This window comes from Chryseobacterium sp. CT-SW4 (genome assembly GCF_048572715.1).
GTDB lineage: Bacteria > Bacteroidota > Bacteroidia > Flavobacteriales > Weeksellaceae > Chryseobacterium.
This window is the reverse complement of the sequence record NZ_CP183840.1, coordinates 2458752-2479797: the sequence shown is the minus strand read 5'-3', so window position 1 is coordinate 2479797 and position 21046 is coordinate 2458752. Positions and strand designations below refer to the sequence as shown.

The 21046-nt window shown below is 39.4% G+C and carries 13 protein-coding genes, 2 tRNA genes and 3 rRNA genes; 11 read left to right on the top strand and 7 right to left on the bottom strand.

All coding sequences use genetic code 11. The features are described 5' to 3' along the window. The first annotated feature begins 147 nt into the window (after positions 1 to 147). The 5 genes from ABJ974_RS11125 (at position 148) to ABJ974_RS11105 (ending at position 5103) form a co-directional block, all read left to right on the top strand. Positions 148 to 714, top strand: coding sequence for a YceI family protein (locus tag ABJ974_RS11125; RefSeq protein WP_419868320.1), 567 nt, complete (start codon positions 148 to 150; stop codon positions 712 to 714). 78 nt (positions 715 to 792) lie between these two features. After that, entirely contained in the window at positions 793 to 1407 is a 615-nt protein-coding gene (locus tag ABJ974_RS11120; RefSeq protein ID WP_419868319.1) for a YceI family protein, read from the top strand. 93 nt (positions 1408 to 1500) lie between these two features. Further along, positions 1501 to 2142, top strand: coding sequence for an alpha/beta hydrolase (locus ABJ974_RS11115; RefSeq protein WP_419868318.1), 642 nt, complete (start codon positions 1501 to 1503; stop codon positions 2140 to 2142). A 97-nt stretch (positions 2143 to 2239) separates the two neighbouring features. Next, positions 2240 to 3586 carry an ammonium transporter gene (locus ABJ974_RS11110; RefSeq protein ID WP_419868317.1) on the top strand — a complete coding sequence of 449 codons (1347 nt, stop codon included), beginning with the start codon at positions 2240 to 2242 and terminating at the stop codon, positions 3584 to 3586. 98 nt (positions 3587 to 3684) lie between these two features. Next, entirely contained in the window at positions 3685 to 5103 is a 1419-nt protein-coding gene (locus tag ABJ974_RS11105; RefSeq protein WP_419868316.1) for an L-serine ammonia-lyase, read from the top strand. 336 nt (positions 5104 to 5439) lie between these two features. Here ABJ974_RS11105 and ABJ974_RS11100 read toward each other — a convergent pair whose 3' ends face one another. Both ABJ974_RS11100 and ABJ974_RS11095 read right to left on the bottom strand, forming a co-directional pair. After that, complete coding sequence (locus tag ABJ974_RS11100; RefSeq protein ID WP_419868315.1) at positions 5440 to 6285, bottom strand: prephenate dehydrogenase; 846 nt, start codon at positions 6283 to 6285, stop codon at positions 5440 to 5442. A gap of 195 nt (positions 6286 to 6480) precedes the next feature. Further along, positions 6481 to 8763: a cation:proton antiporter gene (locus ABJ974_RS11095; RefSeq protein WP_419868314.1), complete on the bottom strand. Its 2283-nt coding sequence runs from the start codon at positions 8761 to 8763 to the stop codon at positions 6481 to 6483. Positions 8764 to 9645: 882 nt separating this feature from the next. Here ABJ974_RS11095 and ABJ974_RS11090 point away from each other — a divergent pair. The 5 genes from ABJ974_RS11090 to rrf all read left to right on the top strand — a co-directional run bounded on the left by ABJ974_RS11090 (position 9646) and on the right by rrf (position 14774). Next, a 16S ribosomal RNA gene (locus ABJ974_RS11090) occupies positions 9646 to 11162 on the top strand. Positions 11163 to 11357: 195 nt separating this feature from the next. Next, positions 11358 to 11431, top strand: a tRNA-Ile gene (locus ABJ974_RS11085). A gap of 81 nt (positions 11432 to 11512) precedes the next feature. After that, positions 11513 to 11586 (top strand) — tRNA-Ala (locus ABJ974_RS11080). A 173-nt stretch (positions 11587 to 11759) separates the two neighbouring features. After that, positions 11760 to 14513 (top strand): 23S ribosomal RNA (locus ABJ974_RS11075). A gap of 153 nt (positions 14514 to 14666) precedes the next feature. Beyond that, positions 14667 to 14774: ribosomal RNA gene (rrf, locus tag ABJ974_RS11070) — 5S ribosomal RNA — on the top strand. The 16S, 23S and 5S rRNA genes sit together here with 2 tRNA genes alongside, the layout of an rRNA operon. Positions 14775 to 15465: 691 nt before the next feature. Here rrf and ABJ974_RS11065 read toward each other — a convergent pair. The 5 genes from ABJ974_RS11065 to tsaE form a co-directional block, all read right to left on the bottom strand. Further along, entirely contained in the window at positions 15466 to 16176 is a 711-nt protein-coding gene (locus tag ABJ974_RS11065) for a LytR/AlgR family response regulator transcription factor (RefSeq protein WP_419868313.1), read from the bottom strand. After that, on the bottom strand, positions 16154 to 16924 hold the full coding sequence (locus ABJ974_RS11060; protein WP_419868312.1) for a histidine kinase: 771 nt from the start codon (positions 16922 to 16924) through the stop codon (positions 16154 to 16156). The genes ABJ974_RS11065 and ABJ974_RS11060 overlap by 23 nt, the downstream gene beginning before the upstream one ends. A gap of 8 nt (positions 16925 to 16932) precedes the next feature. Beyond that, on the bottom strand, positions 16933 to 17304 hold the full coding sequence (locus tag ABJ974_RS11055; RefSeq protein WP_419868311.1) for a hypothetical protein: 372 nt from the start codon (positions 17302 to 17304) through the stop codon (positions 16933 to 16935). Continuing rightward, a complete protein-coding gene (locus ABJ974_RS11050) occupies positions 17305 to 18498 on the bottom strand; it encodes an alanine dehydrogenase (RefSeq protein ID WP_419868310.1) in 1194 nt (397 codons plus the stop codon). A 69-nt stretch (positions 18499 to 18567) separates the two neighbouring features. Next, a complete protein-coding gene (gene tsaE, locus ABJ974_RS11045) occupies positions 18568 to 18975 on the bottom strand; it encodes a tRNA (adenosine(37)-N6)-threonylcarbamoyltransferase complex ATPase subunit type 1 TsaE (protein ID WP_419868309.1) in 408 nt (135 codons plus the stop codon). Between the two features lie 84 nt (positions 18976 to 19059). On the opposite strand from tsaE, the gene dnaG reads away from it, so the two are divergent. Further along, complete coding sequence (gene dnaG, locus ABJ974_RS11040; protein WP_419868308.1) at positions 19060 to 21036, top strand: DNA primase; 1977 nt, start codon at positions 19060 to 19062, stop codon at positions 21034 to 21036. Positions 21037 to 21046 lie beyond the last annotated feature (10 nt).

Genomic DNA, 21046 nt, shown 5'->3' with positions numbered 1-21046 from the left:
AACCTCTTCAGAACGGAGAGGTTTTTTATTTATGGCAACTGCACAGGATGTTATTCGTGAGAATAAATGATTTTATTGATCTACATCAATACAACCTGGAGAATGGGTCCATAAATTTGCAGCATAAATAACTTATTATATTTATTCATGAAAAAAATATTTTTATTAGCAGTATTGGCAAGTGGTCTTGCGTTCGGACAATCCAAAAAAGTAGTGGCTTCAGATGTTCACTGGTGGGGATATAAAGTTTCAAAATCTGAAGCTACTTCCCATGACGGAACAGTAAAAGTAAAATCCGGTGATATGGTAATGAAAGGAAATGAACTGGTAGGAGGTTCTTTCGTACTGGATATGACTTCCATTAATGCTACGGATGTTTCAGGAGAATCCCAGACAAAGCTGAACGGACACCTTAAAAACGGAGATTTCTTTGAAGTGGAGAAATATCCTACGGCTGCTTTCAAAATTACTTCTGTTAAGAAAAACAATGATAAAATCTACAATTATGTGGTAACAGGGAACTTAACGGTTAAAGGAAAAACCAACACTATTTCTTTCCCTGCAAAAATTCAGTACAGCAAAGGAGTAGTAAGTCTGGTATCCAATAAATTTTCTTTCGACAGACAGAAATTTGATGTAGCTTACAAATCTACCATGCAGGATGTTTTTGTGAAAGATGATATTGATATGCTTGTAAAGGTAACAGCTAAATAATTTACTCAAAAAAAGATTGTTAAAAGTGTAGAAGTTCTACACTTTTTTTTATTTTTGTTGAATTGTAAATAAAAAAGAATGAAAAGATTACTATTGTTTGTTATGATGTGTGCAAGCATATCATTTACCTTTGCTCAAAAGAAAGGAGATACTAAAGTTTCCAAGGTGGTTTCATCCGAAATTAAGTGGTGGGGATACAAAGTGGTAAAAATGGAAGCTTCATCCAATTCAGGTACTTTAAAATTAAAAAGCGGAAAATTCAACTTTGACAAGACGGTTTTGGTAGACGGTGAATTTGTGATTGATATGAGGAGTTTAATGGCGGGTGATGTGTCAGAAGAAGATCAGGTAAAGCTTACCAATGAACTTAAAGGAACCAACTTTTTTGAAGTTAAAAAATTCCCTATTGCCAAATTTCACCTGACGAAAATTATTCCTTTGAAAAATAGTGAGTACAATTCCACGGTATATGGTAATCTTACGCTGAAAGGAATCAGAAAAACCATTTCTTTTCCAGCGAATGTATATGTAACCCAATTTACAGTAGTCATAGAATCAGCTAAATTTTCCTTGAACAGAAAAGACTTCAAAATATTCTATCAGTCTTCATTAAAAGACTATTTCATTAAAGATGAAATGGATATTCAGTTCAGAGTGTCTACTGAAAAATTAGATAATGAAAAGAAGCTGTAAGGTAGCCGGATATCTTATTGTTTATTCATAGAATTAAAAAAATATGGATAGCTTTTATTTTTAAAAGTTATCCATATTTTTTATTTTAGTAGTATGAAAATTTATGTAATAAGCGGACTGGGAGCAGATTTTAAAGTGCTGGAAAAACTGGAATTTTCAGAACAGCATACCATTGTATTTTTAGATTGGCTTATTCCTGAAAAAGATGAAACCTTTTCCAGCTATGTGGAGAGAATGGCGGGTAAAATAGATGAATCAGAACCCTTCTATCTTTTAGGGTATTCATTTGGAGGAATTGTGGTTCAGGAGATCAATAAGATCAAAGCTGCGGAAAAAGTGGTGATTATGGGAAGCATCAGGTCGGACAAAGAAAAATCCAGACTTATAAAAATGGGGGAGATTACTAAAATTCCTAAAATAATTCCGGCAAGCTTCTTCAATGATAAAAGTACGATGTTCTATTCTGTGATGCGAAAAATATTTGATCCTCAGAACCCTAAAGTATTACAGTATTTCCGGGTAAGAGATCCTTACTATCTGAAATGGTCTATACAAAGGATTTCCGAATGGAAGTTTGAAGAGAACAATAATGTTATTCAGATTTTGGGTGATAAGGATATCGTTTTTCCTATTAAAAATTCCAGACCCAATTATGTCATAAAAGGCGGGACCCATCTTTTTCCTGCGATCAAATATAAAGAAGTGTCTAAGATTCTTAATGGGATTTTTGAATAAAATTAATATATTGCTTTAAATAATAGGGGGTGTTGTAAAAAAAAATATAATTTTTATCGAATTTATTTTTAATTTTGAGGGGTTAAAAATAAATTTCATGAAAATCGGATTAAAATGGATCGTTTCATTTTCAATAATAACACTTGTTGCGATCGGCGGACTCTTTTGGAGCCCTATCAATGAATTTCCCAATACCGGGGAATTTCTCTCAGAAGATCATATTGTAGGATCCGATGTGGCCTGGATTCTGGCAGCAGCCGGTCTCGTCCTTCTCATGACCCCGGGATTATCATTTTTTTATGGAGGAATGGTGGGTAAGAAAAATGTGATATCTACCATGTTACAGAGTTTTATTGCCCTGGGAGTTATTTCCATACTTTGGGTAGTAATAGGTTTTTCCCTTTCTTTTGGGGATTCATTGGGTTTTACGATTAATGGAGAACATTACGGTATTATAGGAAATCCTTTAAGCTATCCCTTTTTCAGCCGCGTGGGTGTTCAGCCTCATAAGATGATGGCTTCAACCATTCCTTTCGTGCTGTTTGCGTTGTTTCAAATGAAATTCGCAGTTATTACACCCGCACTTATCACCGGGTCATTTGCGGAAAGGGTAAGATTTATTTCTTATCTGCTGTTTATGGTACTGTTCAGTTTATTTATTTATACCCCTTTGTGTCATATGGTATGGCATCCGGAAGGTCTTTTGAATAAATATTTCGGAGTTAAAGATTTTGCCGGAGGCACGGTAGTTCATATGAGTGCAGGTTTTGCGGCTTTGGCGGGAGCCATTGTAGTAGGAAACAGAAAGAATCCTCACCATGAGCCTTCCAATATTCCTTTTGTAATGTTGGGTACGGGAATGCTATGGTTCGGGTGGTTCGGTTTTAATGCCGGATCGGCACTGTCTGCGAATGCTACGGCCGCAACAGCTTTTGGAACCACTACCATTGCTTCGGCATCAGCTATGATGACCTGGATATTTTTTGACAGGATCAACGGGCGAAGTGTATCGGCTTTAGGGGCATGCATTGGTGCTGTGGTAGGTTTGGTCGCCATAACGCCGGGATGTGGATTTGTTTCTATTCCTGAAAGTCTTTTCATAGGATTTATTTCTGCCATTGTTTCCAACCTGATGGTTAACTGGAAAAAACTTAAAAAAATTGATGATACCCTTGACGTTTTTGCCTGCCATGGAGTAGGAGGAATCATGGGAATGATCCTTACGGCTATATTTGCCCATGGTGAGAATGCCAGTTTACTTCATGGTGGAATTGGTGTTTTTGCCCATCATATGATGGCGTTGGTATTGGTCTCTGCATTTGCTTTTTTTGGATCACTTCTATTATACAAGATTACCAATCGGATCATCACATTAAGAGTCTCCGAAGAATCTGAAAACAAAGGCCTAGACCTATCTCAGCATGAAGAATGTATCAATTGGTAGGGATCATTATTAAAATATATTTAATCGATAGTAATAGAGCTTTTTTATTGTAATTATCATGTATATTTGCCCTTCAAAAGAAATGGTGAATTATAATTATGGAATCAATATCGGTTTTTGAAATCATTAAAGTAGGAATCGGTCCTTCAAGCTCCCATACAATGGGGCCCTGGAATGCTGCTACATCTTTTATCAGCTTAATTGCCAGGGAGAAATCCGTTCAGTCCGTGAAGGAGGTCTTCGTAGAGTTTTTCGGCTCTTTGGCAAAGACAGGAATCGGACATGGAACAGATATAGCAGGAATGTTGGGACTGAGTGGCGAGAATTTCAAAACAATTAATACATCAAAAATAGATGAGAAAGTTGCTAAAATCAAGGATGAGCAGCTACTCAATCTCGGAGGACAAAAAATTATTCCATTTATTTATGGTCATCATCTTATCCTGAATATGGAAAAATCTTTGGATTTCCATCCCAACGGAATGATTTTCAGAGCTGTTTTTGAAGATGGAACCGAGCTGGTTCAGGATTATTATTCAGTAGGAGGGGGCTTTATTGCTACCCAGGAAAAAAATTCCATAGAAAAAGATTGTGTAAGAACATTATATCCTTGTCATCACGGGGCTGATGTATTAAAATACTGTGAAAAATTCGGTTTTAAAAAATTTTCAGATCTTATTTTTGTAAACGAGGAAAGCTGGAGACCGCAGGAAGAAACGCGAAAAGAAGCACTATACATCTGGCAGCAGATCAAAGAATGCATCTATAATGGAGTGAATAAAGAAGGCGTTTTACCGGGAGGGTTAAATGTTTCCCGGAGAGCAGCAGGAATTAACAGAAAGCTGCTCGGTGAAAAGGTCTATAAAAATAAAGAAGAATGGTTTCAGCTAGTCGTAGATGCAGAAGAAAATTTTACCAATATTAATAAATGGATAGCCTGCTTTGCTTTAGCTGTAAATGAAGAAAATGCCAGTTTTGGCCGCATCATTACCGCGCCTACCAATGGTGCCAGCGGAGTTATACCGGCTGTCTTAATGTATTCCCAGGCTTTCACGCCTTTTACCAGTGAAGATGATATCGTGAGATTTTTATTGGTGGCAGGAGAGATTGGAACATTATTTAAAAAGAATGCCACTATTTCGGCTGCGATGGGGGGCTGTCAGGCAGAAGTAGGAGTTTCTTCGGCAATGGCAGCAGCGGGGCTTACAGAAATCTTAGGAGGAAATGTAGGACAGGTATTAATGGCAGCGGAAATAGCAATGGAGCATCATTTGGGATTAACCTGTGACCCGATTAAAGGTCTGGTGCAGATCCCTTGTATTGAAAGAAATACGATGGGAGCCATAAAAGCTATTACAGCCGCCAATATTGCATTAGAAAGTGATCCTACCAAAGCCCGGGTAAGCCTTGATGAAGTGATCCAGACGATGTGGGAAACAGCTTTATCGATGAGTGACAGGTTCAAGGAAACCTCTGAAGGTGGACTTGCAATCGCCGTTAACGTCCCTGAGTGCTAGTTATTCACGCCCTGTCATTCAAACCGAAGAATCTACAATTTCAATAATTAAATGTAATTATTCCCCTGTCATTCAGAATGAAGCGCAGCGCAATGAAGAATCTCAAACCCGTAATATAAAAAAATCACAATAGGAATACTTGATAAGTGTTCCTATTATTATATTCCATAATCAAAGATATGACACTCATTAAGTTTACTTAAAAATTGATCTCCCAATCATTCCAACCAAAGGCCCTCAACTTTAATCATTAACTGTAATTCCTACTGTCATTCAGAATGAAGCGCAGCGCAATGAAGAATCTCCCAACCCTTAATAGAAAACTCCACAAGAGAATTACTTATCAAGTATCCCTCTTATTTTATTAGCATTACTGATCAGCTCTTCCAGGTATTCGTAATTTTCCTTTTCCAGCGCAGATTTAAATTTCCTAAGCTGGGTAATATGCTCATTCAAAACATCAAGCACATTTTCTTTATTCTGCTTAAAAATCGGTACCCACATTTCAGGATGGGATTTTGCAAGCCTTACCGTACTTGAGAAACCTGAACTGGCAAGCTGGAAAATAGTGTCTTCTTCTCGTTCCTTCTCCAGAACGGTATTGGCAAGTGCATAAGAGGTGATGTGGGAAATATGGGAAATATATGCGGTATGAACATCATGGTCTTCAGCATTCATATAAATAAGATGCATATCCAGTTCTTTTACAATGTTTTCAGCTATTTCCAAAGCATCTTCTGCAGACTCTTCCTTATTACAGATAACTCCGGCTTTTCCTGAAAAACTTTCTGCAATAGCGGATTTCGGGCCGCTATTTTCCGTTCCCCACATGGGGTGAAAGGCCACAAACCTTGAACGTTTGGGATGATCCTTTACAGCTCCTACAATTCCGGCTTTGGTAGATCCGGCGTCCATCACGGTTTGGGAGTCAGAAATCAGATCGAGCACATGAGGCAGAATTTTTCGGGCGGAATCCACAGGAATAGCAATGATAATAAGATCTGAGTTTTTAATTCCATATTCCAGATCTGCCTTTTCATCGATGATATTTAAATTCAATGCTTCTTCCAGATGCTTTTCATTATGATCAATTCCATAGATAAAATCCGCAATTCCTTTTTCCCTTAGTTTTAAAGCGATAGAACCTCCGATTAATCCGATACCAATTATACTTATTTTCATTCTTTTATGTTTATTAAAAATAAAAAACCCCGTCAAGGACGAGGTTTTAAGTTATGTTCATAAGAATCCCTAGCCCAGATCTGAGTTAAAAATTCCGTAATAATATGTTTCTTGATTAAAATTCACAGGGCGAAGTTATAAAATATTTTTAAATTATAATAATTACTTTTTAAATTATTTTAGTCTTCCGGCATGCTAAGGATTGGAAACGATAAGAGTGGAAGGAACGTCGGATAGCCACAGGCTTTTAGTATCAATTAGGTTTTTCCAGCTTTTACTGCTGATTAACATTAAATCCTGGGTTTCTAAAAACTCTTTTTCAATTTTCTTTTCGTTATACAGGGTGATATGATTAGGGGCGACCTGTTCAATACTTCGGATCAGTTCTTTTACTTCAATATTATTTCTGATTTGTCCCGCTACATCCATAATGATAATCTGGGAATTGTTATTATTGATAAGCCTTTTAGCATATTCAAGCAAATAAAAGTCACTTAAATTGAAAATAGGAATGAATACCTTGTCAGCGGACGTAAAGTTCTTATCCACCAGAATTCCCACCGGAATATTCGTCTTATCCAAAATCTGTAAAGTAAAATCATCAAAAGGAGAGGGGTTGAAAATACGGCTTTTACCCTTTACGGTATTGAGTAATTTTTCAGGATTGATAATTTTTGTAGTAAATCCGAGTAGTCTTCCCAATAAACTGCCCTCGTACATCGATTTTCCGAGCATAATAAGAAGCAGGTCATAATTTCCTTTATTGGAAATATGGGTGAGATCCGATTCTATATCGGTAGAAGCTTTAAAAAGAGTCGTTATTTTTAACTGAAGATCCTGAGAAGTTTCTATAACATCTTTAAACTTTTCATTTTCATAATCATCAATTTCATAAGGATGCATTTCCTCAACGGGCGCAATATTCATAGCTGTGATACTCTTATTACCATTCATTTTGTGGGTGAAATCATGGGCCAGTTTCAGCAGGGTGCTTCCGGATTCCGGGTTGTCAAAAGAAACCAGTACACGATATTTGGAACCATTATCCTCATGGATGTGTTCCTCTTCATCTTTATGAGATCTGAATATATAATTGATGAAATCAAGGGCTGGACCCGTCATGAATGTGGTGAATAAAGCCATAATGACCATCATCGCAAAAATTTCCGGGCTCAAAACTCCAAGGTCATATCCGATATTCAGAACGATAAGTTCCATGAGACCACGTGTATTCATTAATGCCCCGATAGTAAGACTGTCTTTCCAGTTGATGCCGAGGAATTTTGCGGCTAATGCACTTCCTGCAAACTTACCGATAACAGCCGTTAAAATGATAAACCCGGCGATCATCCATAAGTGGCTGTCATTTAATAAACCGATTTCCGTACGAAGTCCTGTGAACACAAAAAATAAAGGCAGTAACAGAACCAATGCTACATCTTCCACCTTTTCAATAAACAAATTCCGGAACTTAGCATTTTCAGGCATAATGGCACCGGCCATGAATGCTCCGAACAGGGCATGTATTCCGATTACCTCCGTAGCATACGCAGAAAGGATTAAAGTAAGAAAGAAGATGGCTACCATAGATTTGTTGATGGTATTCTTTCCGGCTTGTAAATCTCCGATTCTTTTAAGAAAAGGTCTTACCACTTTGATCATTAAAAATACATAAGCGATAGCCATTATAATCACGTAAATGGAACTGGTGAAGGAGCCGGCCTTTACAATAGCAATAACGGCAGCAAGGATGCACCATGCAGTAATATCGTCAGCTGCAGCGCACGTGATCACAATAGTACCCAGTTTCGTTTTCTGAAGATTTCTTTCCTGAACGATTCTTGCTAATACAGGGAAGGCCGTGATACTCATAGCAATAGCTATAAATAAAGCAAATGAAGTAAACTGAATACCTTCCGGTGCAAACTCCTGGTAGATATAATAAGAAAGGCCTATTCCTAATGCAAAAGGAATGATAATACTTGCATGGCTGATTACAACAGCATCATGAGCTTTCTTCCTCAGAACACTTAGATCGAGTTCCATCCCTACGATATACATAAAAAGGATAAGTCCGATCTGGCTCAAAAACTGCAAGTTTCCCAGGGATTCCTTCGGGAACAGAAAGGCTGAAAATTCCGGGAAATACATTCCCAGCAGGGAAGGGCCCAGGACAATACCGGCAATCATTTCTCCGATGACAGACGGTTGCTTTATTTTCATACAAAACCATCCGAATAATCTTGCTACTAAAATAATAGTAACCACCTGGGCAAGTAATAAGGCTAAAGGATGGTGAAGATTGGTTTTAAATGATTCCGCAAAATTATCCCACGGAGAGCCACCCGTTGTTTTGACTATAATATTCTCTTTTACCTCTAAGGTTTGCCCTTCAGTAACGAACCAATACATCAGGCACGAAAAAAAGGCGATGGTGCTTATATAAAAGATAATATTTCTATACTTTCCCCAATTCATGGTATCATTATTTTAAATGCAAATTTGATAAGAATATATCGATGATAAATCATAATTTTTTTTAAATGTAATGAATGTTCTGAAAAATGTAACGAAATTCTCTAAGTATAAACGAAACCGTAACGACGACTATAATATATATAACAAGCGTAATGTAAATAAAAGATGTAGTCTATTATAAAGAAGTAGCCCATTATAGGGTAGGCTATTTAAAAAAAAATTACCCCTCTAACACGGACATTATAACATGTCCTTCATAGCGGAGCGAAGAATCTCCCAATAGTTCTCAGCAGTAAAGCTTCTTTTTTCCTTGCAATCCCACCTCATTTCCCTCTTCTAACGGTGTAATATAACCGCTTCATCTCACTTCCATGATCAATGTTAGTAACGTAATGATAATTCCTAACAATTTATAAAATAGCTAATTACAATAAAAGTTATCCCCAAGTAAAAAAATAGGGATATAAACTTTTGGAATGGGAGACTAAAAGATTCTATCTTTGCAGCACTGAAAAAGAAACAGTAGCGCAGGAGTATAAAATTAAAATTAGCAAAAAATCTTTTAAAAAAAGGTATAAAAACTTTTGGATATAGAGATAAAGTTGATTATCTTTGCCCACCCTTTTATCGAGGGTAGCGCAGGAGTTAAGATTGAATTAGGATGGGAATTTAGGGTTATTAAAAAAAAACTTTAATTTTTTTTCAGAAAGATTTGGTCGATAAGAAATAAATACATACTTTTGCACTCGCAAATACGGAATGAAACAGACAGAGGATTAGTTTTGTATGTAGCGAAAGAGAAGAGATCATTGAAATAAGATATAACAACCAAGTAAGGAAAAAACTAAAGCGTTAAAACCTTTGAGAGAGAGATACAAACATACAATGGAGAGTTTGATCCTGGCTCAGGATGAACGCTAGCGGGAGGCCTAACACATGCAAGCCGAGCGGTATAATTCTTTCGGGAATTAGAGAGCGGCGTACGGGTGCGGAACACGTGTGCAACCTGCCTTTATCTGGGGGATAGCCTTCCGAAAGGGAGATTAATACCCCATAATATAATTATTGGCATCAATGATTATTGAAAACTCCGGTGGATAGAGATGGGCACGCGCAAGATTAGATAGTTGGTGAGGTAACGGCTCACCAAGTCAGTGATCTTTAGGGGGCCTGAGAGGGTGATCCCCCACACTGGTACTGAGACACGGACCAGACTCCTACGGGAGGCAGCAGTGAGGAATATTGGACAATGGGTTAGCGCCTGATCCAGCCATCCCGCGTGAAGGACGACGGCCCTATGGGTTGTAAACTTCTTTTGTATAGGGATAAACCTAGATACGTGTATCTAGCTGAAGGTACTATACGAATAAGCACCGGCTAACTCCGTGCCAGCAGCCGCGGTAATACGGAGGGTGCAAGCGTTATCCGGATTTATTGGGTTTAAAGGGTCCGTAGGCTGATTTGTAAGTCAGTGGTGAAATCTCACAGCTTAACTGTGAAACTGCCATTGATACTGCAAGTCTTGAGTGTAGTTGAAGTAGCTGGAATAAGTAGTGTAGCGGTGAAATGCATAGATATTACTTAGAACACCAATTGCGAAGGCAGGTTACTAAGTTACAACTGACGCTGATGGACGAAAGCGTGGGGAGCGAACAGGATTAGATACCCTGGTAGTCCACGCTGTAAACGATGCTAACTCGTTTTTGGGCTTTCGGGTTCAGAGACTAAGCGAAAGTGATAAGTTAGCCACCTGGGGAGTACGAACGCAAGTTTGAAACTCAAAGGAATTGACGGGGGCCCGCACAAGCGGTGGATTATGTGGTTTAATTCGATGATACGCGAGGAACCTTACCAAGGCTTAAATGGGAATTGACAGCTGTAGAAATACGGTTTTCTTCGGACAATTTTCAAGGTGCTGCATGGTTGTCGTCAGCTCGTGCCGTGAGGTGTTAGGTTAAGTCCTGCAACGAGCGCAACCCCTGTCACTAGTTGCCATCATTAAGTTGGGGACTCTAGTGAGACTGCCTACGCAAGTAGAGAGGAAGGTGGGGATGACGTCAAATCATCACGGCCCTTACGCCTTGGGCCACACACGTAATACAATGGCCGGTACAGAGGGCAGCTACACAGCGATGTGATGCGAATCTCGAAAGCCGGTCTCAGTTCGGATTGGAGTCTGCAACTCGACTCTATGAAGCTGGAATCGCTAGTAATCGCGCATCAGCCATGGCGCGGTGAATACGTTCCCGGGCCTTGTACACACCGCCCGTCAAGCCATGGAAGTCTGGGGTACCTGAAGTCGGTGACCGTAAAAGGAGCTGCCTAGGGTAAAACAGGTAACTAGGGCTAAGTCGTAACAAGGTAGCCGTACCGGAAGGTGCGGCTGGAACATCTCATTTTAGAGCGTCGTAAGACGATAAAAAAATTAGTACGCAAGTACAAAAATCTTTCTTAAAGTTAAGCTTTAGTTTTTTTGTTTGGTTGGTATATATATAAGATATAACCCACTAGAAATTAGTATCAGGGAAAGAGAAAGAGACATGAAAAAGGGATTAGAGAATAACCTCTGGCTCATGCCTTATGACTCGTAAAAGAGTCTCGTAGCTCAGCTGGTTAGAGCGCTACACTGATAATGTAGAGGTCGGCAGTTCGAGCCTGCCCGAGACTACTAATTAAAGCGGATAGCAAATAGCGACTAGCTACTGGCCCTTAGCCAATAGCAAGAAGCCCAAAGCTAAAAGCACCTAGCGGGGAATTAGCTCAGCTGGCTAGAGCGCCTGCCTTGCACGCAGGAGGTCAAGGGTTCGACTCCCTTATTCTCCACAGTTTGTATTGGTAAAACTAGACATGTAAACCTCATGACGAGAGCCGTCATTGATACATGAATACGTTTTACATTAATACAGAAGAATTAAAGATCATTGACATTAACGGTAAAGACATCACAAAGAGAAAACCGAGCACTTATAAGTGCTTGAGTAACCTAAAAAAATAGGAAAGAAATCGTTAAGGGCGTATGGCGGATGCCTAGGCTTTCAGAGGCGACGAAGGACGTGGTAAGCTGCGAAAAGCTCGGGGGATTGGCACACACGAATTGATCCCGAGATGTCCGAATGGGGCAACCCAATACATTGAAGATGTATTACCTCTTAGGAGGGGCAAACCCGGAGAACTGAAACATCTAAGTACCCGGAGGAAAAGAAATCGAAGAGATTCCGTAAGTAGTGGCGAGCGAAAGCAGATTAGCCCAAAAGTTTTTATATGTTTAGAGGAATGTTCTGGAAAGAACAATCATAGAAGGTGATAATCCTGTACTCGAAAGGTATATAAAGATGATAAATGAGTATGGCGGGACACGTGAAATCCTGTCTGAATATGGGGGGACCATCCTCCAAGGCTAAATACTCCTGAAAGACCGATAGTGAACAAGTACTGTGAAGGAAAGGTGAAAAGCACTTCGAATAGAAGGGTGAAATAGAACCTGAAACCGTACGCCTACAAGCGGTCGGAGCACCATTAAGGTGTGACGGCGTGCCTTTTGCATAATGAGCCTACGAGTTAATTTTACTAGCGAGGTTAAGTAATTAAGTTACGGAGCCGGAGCGAAAGCGAGTCTGAATAGGGCGGATAGTTAGTAGGATTAGACGCGAAACCTTGTGATCTACCCATGGGCAGGTTGAAGCTCTGGTAACACAGAGTGGAGGACCGAACCGGTTGACGTTGAAAAGTCTTCGGATGACCTGTGGGTAGGGGTGAAAGGCCAATCAAACTGGGAGATAGCTCGTACTCTCCGAAATGCATTTAGGTGCAGCGTCGATGTTAAGTTTATTAGAGGTAGAGCTACTGATTGGATGCGGGGGTTTCACCACCTACCAATTCCTGACAAACTCCGAATGCTAATAAATGTTCGTCGGCAGTGAGGGCATGGGTGCTAAGGTCCATGTCCGAAAGGGAAAGAACCCAGACCACCAGCTAAGGTCCCCAAATATATGCTAAGTTGAAGCAACGCGGTTGAACTGCATTGACAGCTAGGATGTTGGCTTGGAAGCAGCCATTCATTTAAAGAGTGCGTAACAGCTCACTAGTCGAGCGGTTCGGCATGGATAATAATCGGGCATAAGCATATTACCGAAGCTATGGATTTGTACTTTATGTACATCTGGTAGGAGAGCATTCTATTTGCGCCGAAGCAGTATCGTGAGGTATTGTGGAGCGGATAGAAAAGAAAATGTAGGCATAAGTAACGATAAAGGGGGCGAGAAACCCCCTCACCGAAAGACTAAGGTTTCCTCAGCCATGCTAATCAGCTGAGGGTTAGTCGGGACCTAACGCGAACCCGAAAGGGGTAGTGGATGGACAATGGGTTAATATTCCCATACTTGCTCACAATAAAAGGGGACGGTTGGATGTAGCTGCTGGAGACTGACGGAATAGTCAAGGCCTAGCCTTCGGGCGAAGCTGCTGTAGTGTAATCTGATCCAAGAAAAGCCGAAGTGAAGCAACCCGTACCAAAACCGACACAGGTGGTCGAGGAGAGAATCCTAAGGTGCTCGAGTGAGTCGTGGCTAAGGAACTAGGCAAAATAGTCTCGTAACTTCGGAATAAGAGACGCCTCCCTCCGGGGAGGCCGCAGTGAAGAGGCCCAGGCGACTGTTTATCAAAAACACAGGACTCTGCTAAATCGAAAGATGCTGTATAGGGTCTGACACCTGCCCGGTGCTGGAAGGTTAAGGAAGGTGCTTAGCGTAAGCGAAGGCATTAACTGAAGCCCCAGTAAACGGCGGCCGTAACTATAACGGTCCTAAGGTAGCGAAATTCCTTGTCGGGTAAGTTCCGACCTGCACGAATGGTGTAACGATCTGGGCACTGTCTCAGCCACGAGCTCGGTGAAATTGTAGTATCGGTGAAGATGCCGATTACCCGCAATGGGACGAAAAGACCCTGTGAACCTTTACTATAACTTCGTATTGACTTTGAGTAAACAATGTGTAGGATAGGTGGGAGGCTATGAAGCTTGCACGCTAGTGTAGGTGGAGCCAACGTTGAAATACCACCCTTTGTTTACTTGGAGCCTAACTTCGAAAGAAGGACATTGCGTGGTGGGTAGTTTGACTGGGGTGGTCGCCTCCAAAAGAGTAACGGAGGCTTTCAAAGGTACCCTCAGCACGCTTGGTAACCGTGCGTAGAGTGTAATGGCATAAGGGTGCTTGACTGTGAGACCAACAAGTCGATCAGGTGCGAAAGCAGGACATAGTGATCCGGTGGTTCCGTATGGAAGGGCCATCGCTCATAGGATAAAAGGTACTCCGGGGATAACAGGCTAGTCTCCCCCAAGAGCTCACATCGACGGGGAGGTTCGGCACCTCGATGTCGGCTCGTCACATCCTGGGGCTGGAGAAGGTCCCAAGGGTTGGGCTGTTCGCCCATTAAAGTGGCACGCGAGCTGGGTTCAGAACGTCGTGAGACAGTTCGGTCTCTATCTATTGCGGGCGTTAGATGTTTGAGAGGACTTGATTCTAGTACGAGAGGACCGAATTGAACAAACCTCTGGTGTATCAGTTGTACCGCCAGGTGCACCGCTGAGTAGCTATGTTTGGAAGAGATAAGCACTGAAAGCATATAAGTGCGAAACTCGCCTCAAGATGAGACATCTTTTAAGGGTCGTTGTAGATGACGACGTTGATAGGCTACAGGTGTAAAGTTGGTAACAGCATAGCCGAGTAGTACTAATTACCCGTAGATTTATAGCCTATTAGGTTTATTTTACAGAAAACTGTAAACCAAGCCTTATAAGTGCGCTACAGGTTTTGCCTTTGTGATGAAATTTACCGATAAACAAGCAGTATGCTTTATGCTGTAAGCCAAGAGCTTATAGCCTACTGCCTACAGCTATATACCTTCTTTAGGGTGGTTTTAGCGGTGGGGCTCACCTGTTCCCATTCCGAACACAGAAGTTAAGCCCACCAGCGCCGATGGTACTGCTAACGCGGGAGAGTAGGTCGCCGCCAGTTTTTATTTAAAAGTCTCATACTGATGTATGAGACTTTTTTGTTTTTATATAATCACTATACAAAGGAAACAGAATCACTAAAGCAAGACAGGAATTATACAGAAGATATCCACCAGATACATATATAGGTAGGGATTGCAAATGAAACTTTATACAATCCCTATACAGAGTAAACACAGATAACTCTACTAAAGCAAGACGGGAATCACACAGAATAGTTATCCACGAGAAACATTATAGGTAGGGATTGCGAATGAAACTTTTATACATCCTTATACAGAGTAAAGTCAGATAACTCTACTAAAGCAAGACGGGAATCACACAGAATAGTTATCCATCAAAAACATCTCTAGGTAGGGATTGCAAATGAATCTTTATATACCTCTTTATACAAGGCAAACCAGTCTATTTAAAGCAAGGTAGAAATCAATAGAAAAAATATCCAGCATATAGATAAGGATTGCAAATAAACCTTTATATAATCACTATACAAAGGAAACAGAATCCAATAAATCAAGGACAGAAAACCCGCAGAATATCCATAATACTAAAAATGACTAACCTATCGAAGTTCTCTTCTTCAAACTATGGGAAACAGCTCCTAAAATAGCAAGAGATTAAAATCTCTATCCTCAAACTCCTCCAAACCCTAGTACTGCTAAAGTACTATTACTCTCAAACTCCTGACAGGACTACTTCCCCAGCATTTGCATTAAGGAATTTCTATATATATCCCCAATTTGAAGTTTAAGGTAATTTTCTCCATCTACGGAGATAGTTGTTATGATTTCGCTGGAGGACACAGCCTTGATAGAAGATAAGGCAATAATCTCTTTTTTGTTGACCTGGGCAAAATCCAGTGAAGGAAGTATGTCCAATAAGTTTTTAAAGCTTAGATTTTTCAGGAGGATTGTAGAATTATCAGTAAGTATGACTTCTTTATCCCGACTATCGATTTCAGAGGTACTGATATAGGCGATCTGATCCGTAAAAATAATGGTCTTACCTATATTGGTATTCCATTCTATAAAGTCTTTTTTGAGGGAAGTATTAATGAGCTCCCGGGCTTTCTCGAATGCCTGAATCAATCTTTCTTTTTTGATAGGTTTTCTTACATAATCCACTACATTCAGGTCAAAAGCTTCAGCAGCATATTCTTTATAAGCTGTGGTGAAGATAATCTTTTTAGAATGTGAAATACGTTCAGCTACCTGTAAGCCGTTCATTCCCGGCATTTCAATATCCAGAATACAAACATGGCAGTCCAGTTGATCAATGTCGTTAAGGAATAGCTTAGGGTCATTATAAGCCTTTATAACTTCTACGTTATCGATTTGTTCACAAAGCAATTTTAAATAGCTTATAGCCAGAAGTTCATCATCAAGAATAACGCATTTTATCATAAAAATCTCCTAAATTAATGGTAAGTTGAGCGGTGAAAATACCATTTTTTGAGCTCTTTTCCAATTTGTAATGATTATTATAAATCATTTTTAACCTTTGGTCCAGTGACTGACTCCCAAATCCGCTTTTTTCTTTTTGCAAGGTATTTTTAAGGGAAGCTTTATTGATTACTTTCATGGAAAATATTTTGTTTTCCAGCTCCATATTAATGGAAATAAATGAATCCTGTGCTAAAAAGTCAGTATGCTTAAAAGCATTTTCTATAAGATCAACAGAGATAAGAGGGGCAAAAACCTTTTCTTCGTACAAGGGGTCCGTCGTATTAATTTTAGATTTAATTCTAAAGTCGAATAGAGGATTTATTTTAATTTTATTAATCTCAATAAGACTCAGTGCAAAAGTAAGCTCCTCCTTTGGACTTACATATTTATTATTGCTTTCGTAAAGGATATAATCCAGTACATTGGCCAGCTTGTCTAATGACATATACGTCTGGTAGGCATGAGACTGTACCGAATTTAATATATTTTTAAAGAGGTGGGGATTGAGTTTGGTCCCGATATGTTCAAGCTGAACTTCATTCAGTCTTTGTTCAATGAGCCTGTTGGTTTCAAATAATTTATTGTTTCTTTTTTTAAGCTGTTGATTCTGATTAAAAAGATAAATACCTAAAGTCAGAAAGAAAAAAATGGCAAAAACTCCTATGAATATAAGATAGTCATGGATCATATAGTAATTGCCCTCCATAAGAAATTTTAATTTAGCTTTTTGATGCCGGTAAAGGTTACTGCTTCTTTACATTTTTCGTAAGTAAGCTCATAAACAGGCTTTTCTTTAGGATAAATCAATACATAATCCGGACACGGTTCCTTCTGGGCATGACTCCGGTCGAAGTCTATTTTTCCGTAGGTAATAATTGAATCCTTTAAAAATTTCTCATTTACCTTATAGCTGTTCATCTCATTCTGAAAATTTTCAGAATACTTAAAATCTTTGGAGAGGGTTTCTGCAATCACACGGCTGTTGGGTAAATAACCACTGCAGCTTGCTCCTTTTTTGTTTAAAATAAAAAATACGATGATAAGTCCGGGAATAAGCCCTATAAGATAAAATTTAAGTTTTTTCATTTAGAAAATTAAAAGATTGATATCATGATAAGTAAGTCCGAAACGGTCACAGATGATCTTTTTGGTATGTCTTCCTTTATACATATATAGGCTCTGTTTCATTTCATTTTTGCGGATGAGCATATTTTCAAAACCTCCTTCTTCATCATAATTGAGGATATAGGAAAGGAAAAAATTAGAAATGGCTTTGGTGGTGGTTCTCGGCATTCTGGAAGTAAGATTGGGAAGTCCGCAGTGGATTACATCATGCTTGATGATATAGGGATCTTCCATGGTGGTAAGCTCTGAAGTTTCAATTACTTTACCATTGTCAATTGTTACATCGATAATAACGCTGCCTTTTTTCATTTTCATCACCATATCTTCCGTTACTACAGGCTGCATATTTAATCTCGGAAGGGCCCCGATTACCACATCCGCTCTTCGTAAGCTTTTACCTAATTCTTTTGGATCAATGATGGAAGTGGGAACCCTGCTGTCAACAATAGTATGAAGCCTTCTCAGCTTGGATAGGGAATTGTCAAAGACTTTTACGCTGGCTCCTAAGCCTATTGCTGCTTTTGTGGCAAACTCTCCAACGATACCGGCCCCGATTATAATTACTTCCGCAGGTCTTACTCCTGTTATTCCGCCTAACATTAATCCATTGGAAAGGGCTAATAATTCCGAAGCATAAAGGATGGATGCCGTACCTGCAATTTCTCCTATCAGTCTTACTAATGCCAGCTGTTTATATTCATCTACGATAAATTCAAATGCAATAGCGTTGATCTTTTTTTCGGCAAGCTTTATAAAATATTCTTTGTCTCTCAAATTGATTTGTAGAGCAGAAACCAGATAGGTATTCGGTTTCATATAGTCTATTTCCTCTTCTGTGGGTGGATTTATCTTAAGAATCAGATCCTGTCCGAAAGCTTCTTTAGGGTCTGTGGTAATCCTCGCTCCGGATTCGGAGTATTGCATGTCGGTAAAGAAAGATCCATTTCCGGCTCCCGCTTCAATAATGATTTCATGACCATGTTCTACCAATACCTGAACGGCGTCTGGTGTAATGCATGTCCTTCTTTCATTAAGACAGGTTTCTTTAGGAATTCCAATACTGAATTGTTTTCCTTTTTTTATGACTTCCAATTTTTCTTCCTTCGGCATTAAATCTTCTTCAGTGAAAGGAGTAAATATATTTGTGGTGCTCATCCTTAATTAAATTATGACTTACAGAAAGTTATTTTGTAAATTGATTCATTAAACAAAGATACATAATATTTAATCGAATATAATTTCTCTTTCATCTCCTTTGTTTACGATGCTCATGGAATGGAATTGAAGCACGTAGAGCTCTTCTTCATACACTTCAGGCCATTCGATAATACATAAAAAAGAATTGTCCAGATATTCTTCAATGCCGATATCGTATACTTCTTCAATATTTTTCAGCCTGTACAGATCAAAGTGATATACCTTTCCTTTGGGAGTGTTGTATTCATTCACAATGGAGTAGGTGGGAGAACTTACTTCATCGTTACTTCCGAGTTCTTTCAATAAAAATTGCGTGAAAGTGGTCTTTCCGGCTCCGAGGTTTCCCTTTAGCAAAAGGATATTATGCTGTAAATGAGGAAGAATGCCTTCCACTACTCCGGACCAGTTGTCTATACTTTTTATATTGAATTGCATACGGGTATTTTTGTGCAAAAATAAACAATGAAATCTAAAGGTAACTATAAGTTACATTTTTAAAAATTACTTTATTTTTACACTATGATTTCAAAACAGACCATAGATAAAATTTTCTCGACAATCCGGGTGGAAGAGATTGTAGGGGAATATGTGCAGCTGAAGAGGGCAGGGTCTAATTATAAAGGGCTCAGTCCCTTTCATGAAGAAAAAACACCCAGTTTTGTAGTTTCACCAAGTAAGCAGATCTGGAAGGATTTCTCCACTGGGAAAGGAGGAACCGCTATTTCTTTCTTAATGGAAATCGAAAACTTTACCTATCCTGAAGCACTTCGTCATGCTGCCAAAAAATACGGAATTGAAATTGAAGAAGACCAGCAGGAATATTCCGAAGAAGCTAAGCTGGCCCATTCTGAGAGAGATCAGCTGTATAAAATCCATGAAGTCGCCAATAATTATTTTCAGGAGCAGCTCTGGGATTCCGAAGAAGGAAAGAATATAGGGTATGCTTATTTTAAAGAACGTGAGCTTAAAGATGAAACCATCAGAAAGTTTCAGCTGGGATATTCACCGGAAAAGAAAAATGCATTTACGGAATATGCTCTTGATAAAGGATATTCACAGGATATTCTTGAAAAGTCCGGACTTTCTATTTTTCCTGAAAACAGTCCTTCGGGGATTGATCGTTTCCGGGAACGGGTTATATTTCCTATTCATAGTTTTTCCGGCAGGGTATTGGGGTTCGGAGCCAGGATTCTTAAAAATAATGTAAAGACCGCTAAATACCTTAACTCTCCTGAAACGGAGATTTATCATAAATCCAATGTTCTCTATGGACTCAGCCAGAGCAAGCAGGCCATTTCCAGAAAAGATAACTGTCTTTTGGTGGAGGGATATATGGATGTCATTTCCCTTCATATGTCGGGGATTGAGAATGTGGTGGCCAGTTCGGGAACTTCTCTTACCGTAGAGCAGATCAAGCTGATTAAAAGGCTGACAGAAAATGTAACCATTCTCTTTGATGGTGATAATGCCGGGATTAAAGCCAGCTTCCGAAGTATAGATATGCTTCTTACGGAAGGAATGAATATCCGGGTTTTACTCTTCCCGGAAGGGGATGATCCTGACTCTTTTGCCAGGAAGCATCCGCAGGAGTATGTAGAAAACTTTATTGAAAAGGAAGCAACGGATTTCATTGATTTTAAAGCCGAAATACTTTTAAAAGAAGCCGGAAATGACCCGATAAAAAAAGCGGATGCCATCCGGAATATTGTAAAGTCTGTTTCATTTGTACAGAATGCACTCAAACGGGAAGTATACTTAAAAGAAGTCTCCAATAAATTCGGGCTATCCGAGCAGAGTCTTTTTAATGAGCTGGATGTTCAGAAGCAGATTACCCAAAACCAGAACCAGACTGCCCAGCAGCGTGAAAATAAAGCAGCAAAGCTGGAAATTGTTCCTCAACAGCCGGAACAGGAGGTAGATTCCGTACAGTTTAATATATTCCACCAGGAAAATAAGCTGATTGACCTCATGCTGATGTTTGGGGATGTAGTCCTGCAAAGAAGAAATGATAAGCAGGAAAAATATGAAATAACCGTGATTGAAGAAATCCTCCAGCACTTTGAAGAGGAGCAGTATCAGTTTCAGATTGAAACCAATAAAAAGATTATTGAAAACATCAAGGAAGGCATTGAGCATGAAGAGCTCAGAGCCGGAAATTTTTTTCTGACCTTAATGGATGAAGACATTACCACCAAAGTGGCAGATGCTTTAATGATTCCAAACGAGCTAAGCGACTGGACTACCCGCAATATATTTCCGCCCGCTATTGGTGACTTTGTGGCGGTAGAAGTGGAGAGTGATATTTTAATCCATAAATATTATTATATTCACTTTATTATCAAAAAAATGACCTCGGAGCTGGAAGAGTATCGGGATCAGGATCCGGAAAAGTATTATGATTCCATTAAAAAAATTATGATGCTGAATGAGTTCTCTAAGAAGATTACGGAAAAACTGGGCTGGTCACCTGTGACAAAAAGTCCTATAAAATTTTAGGAATAAAAGT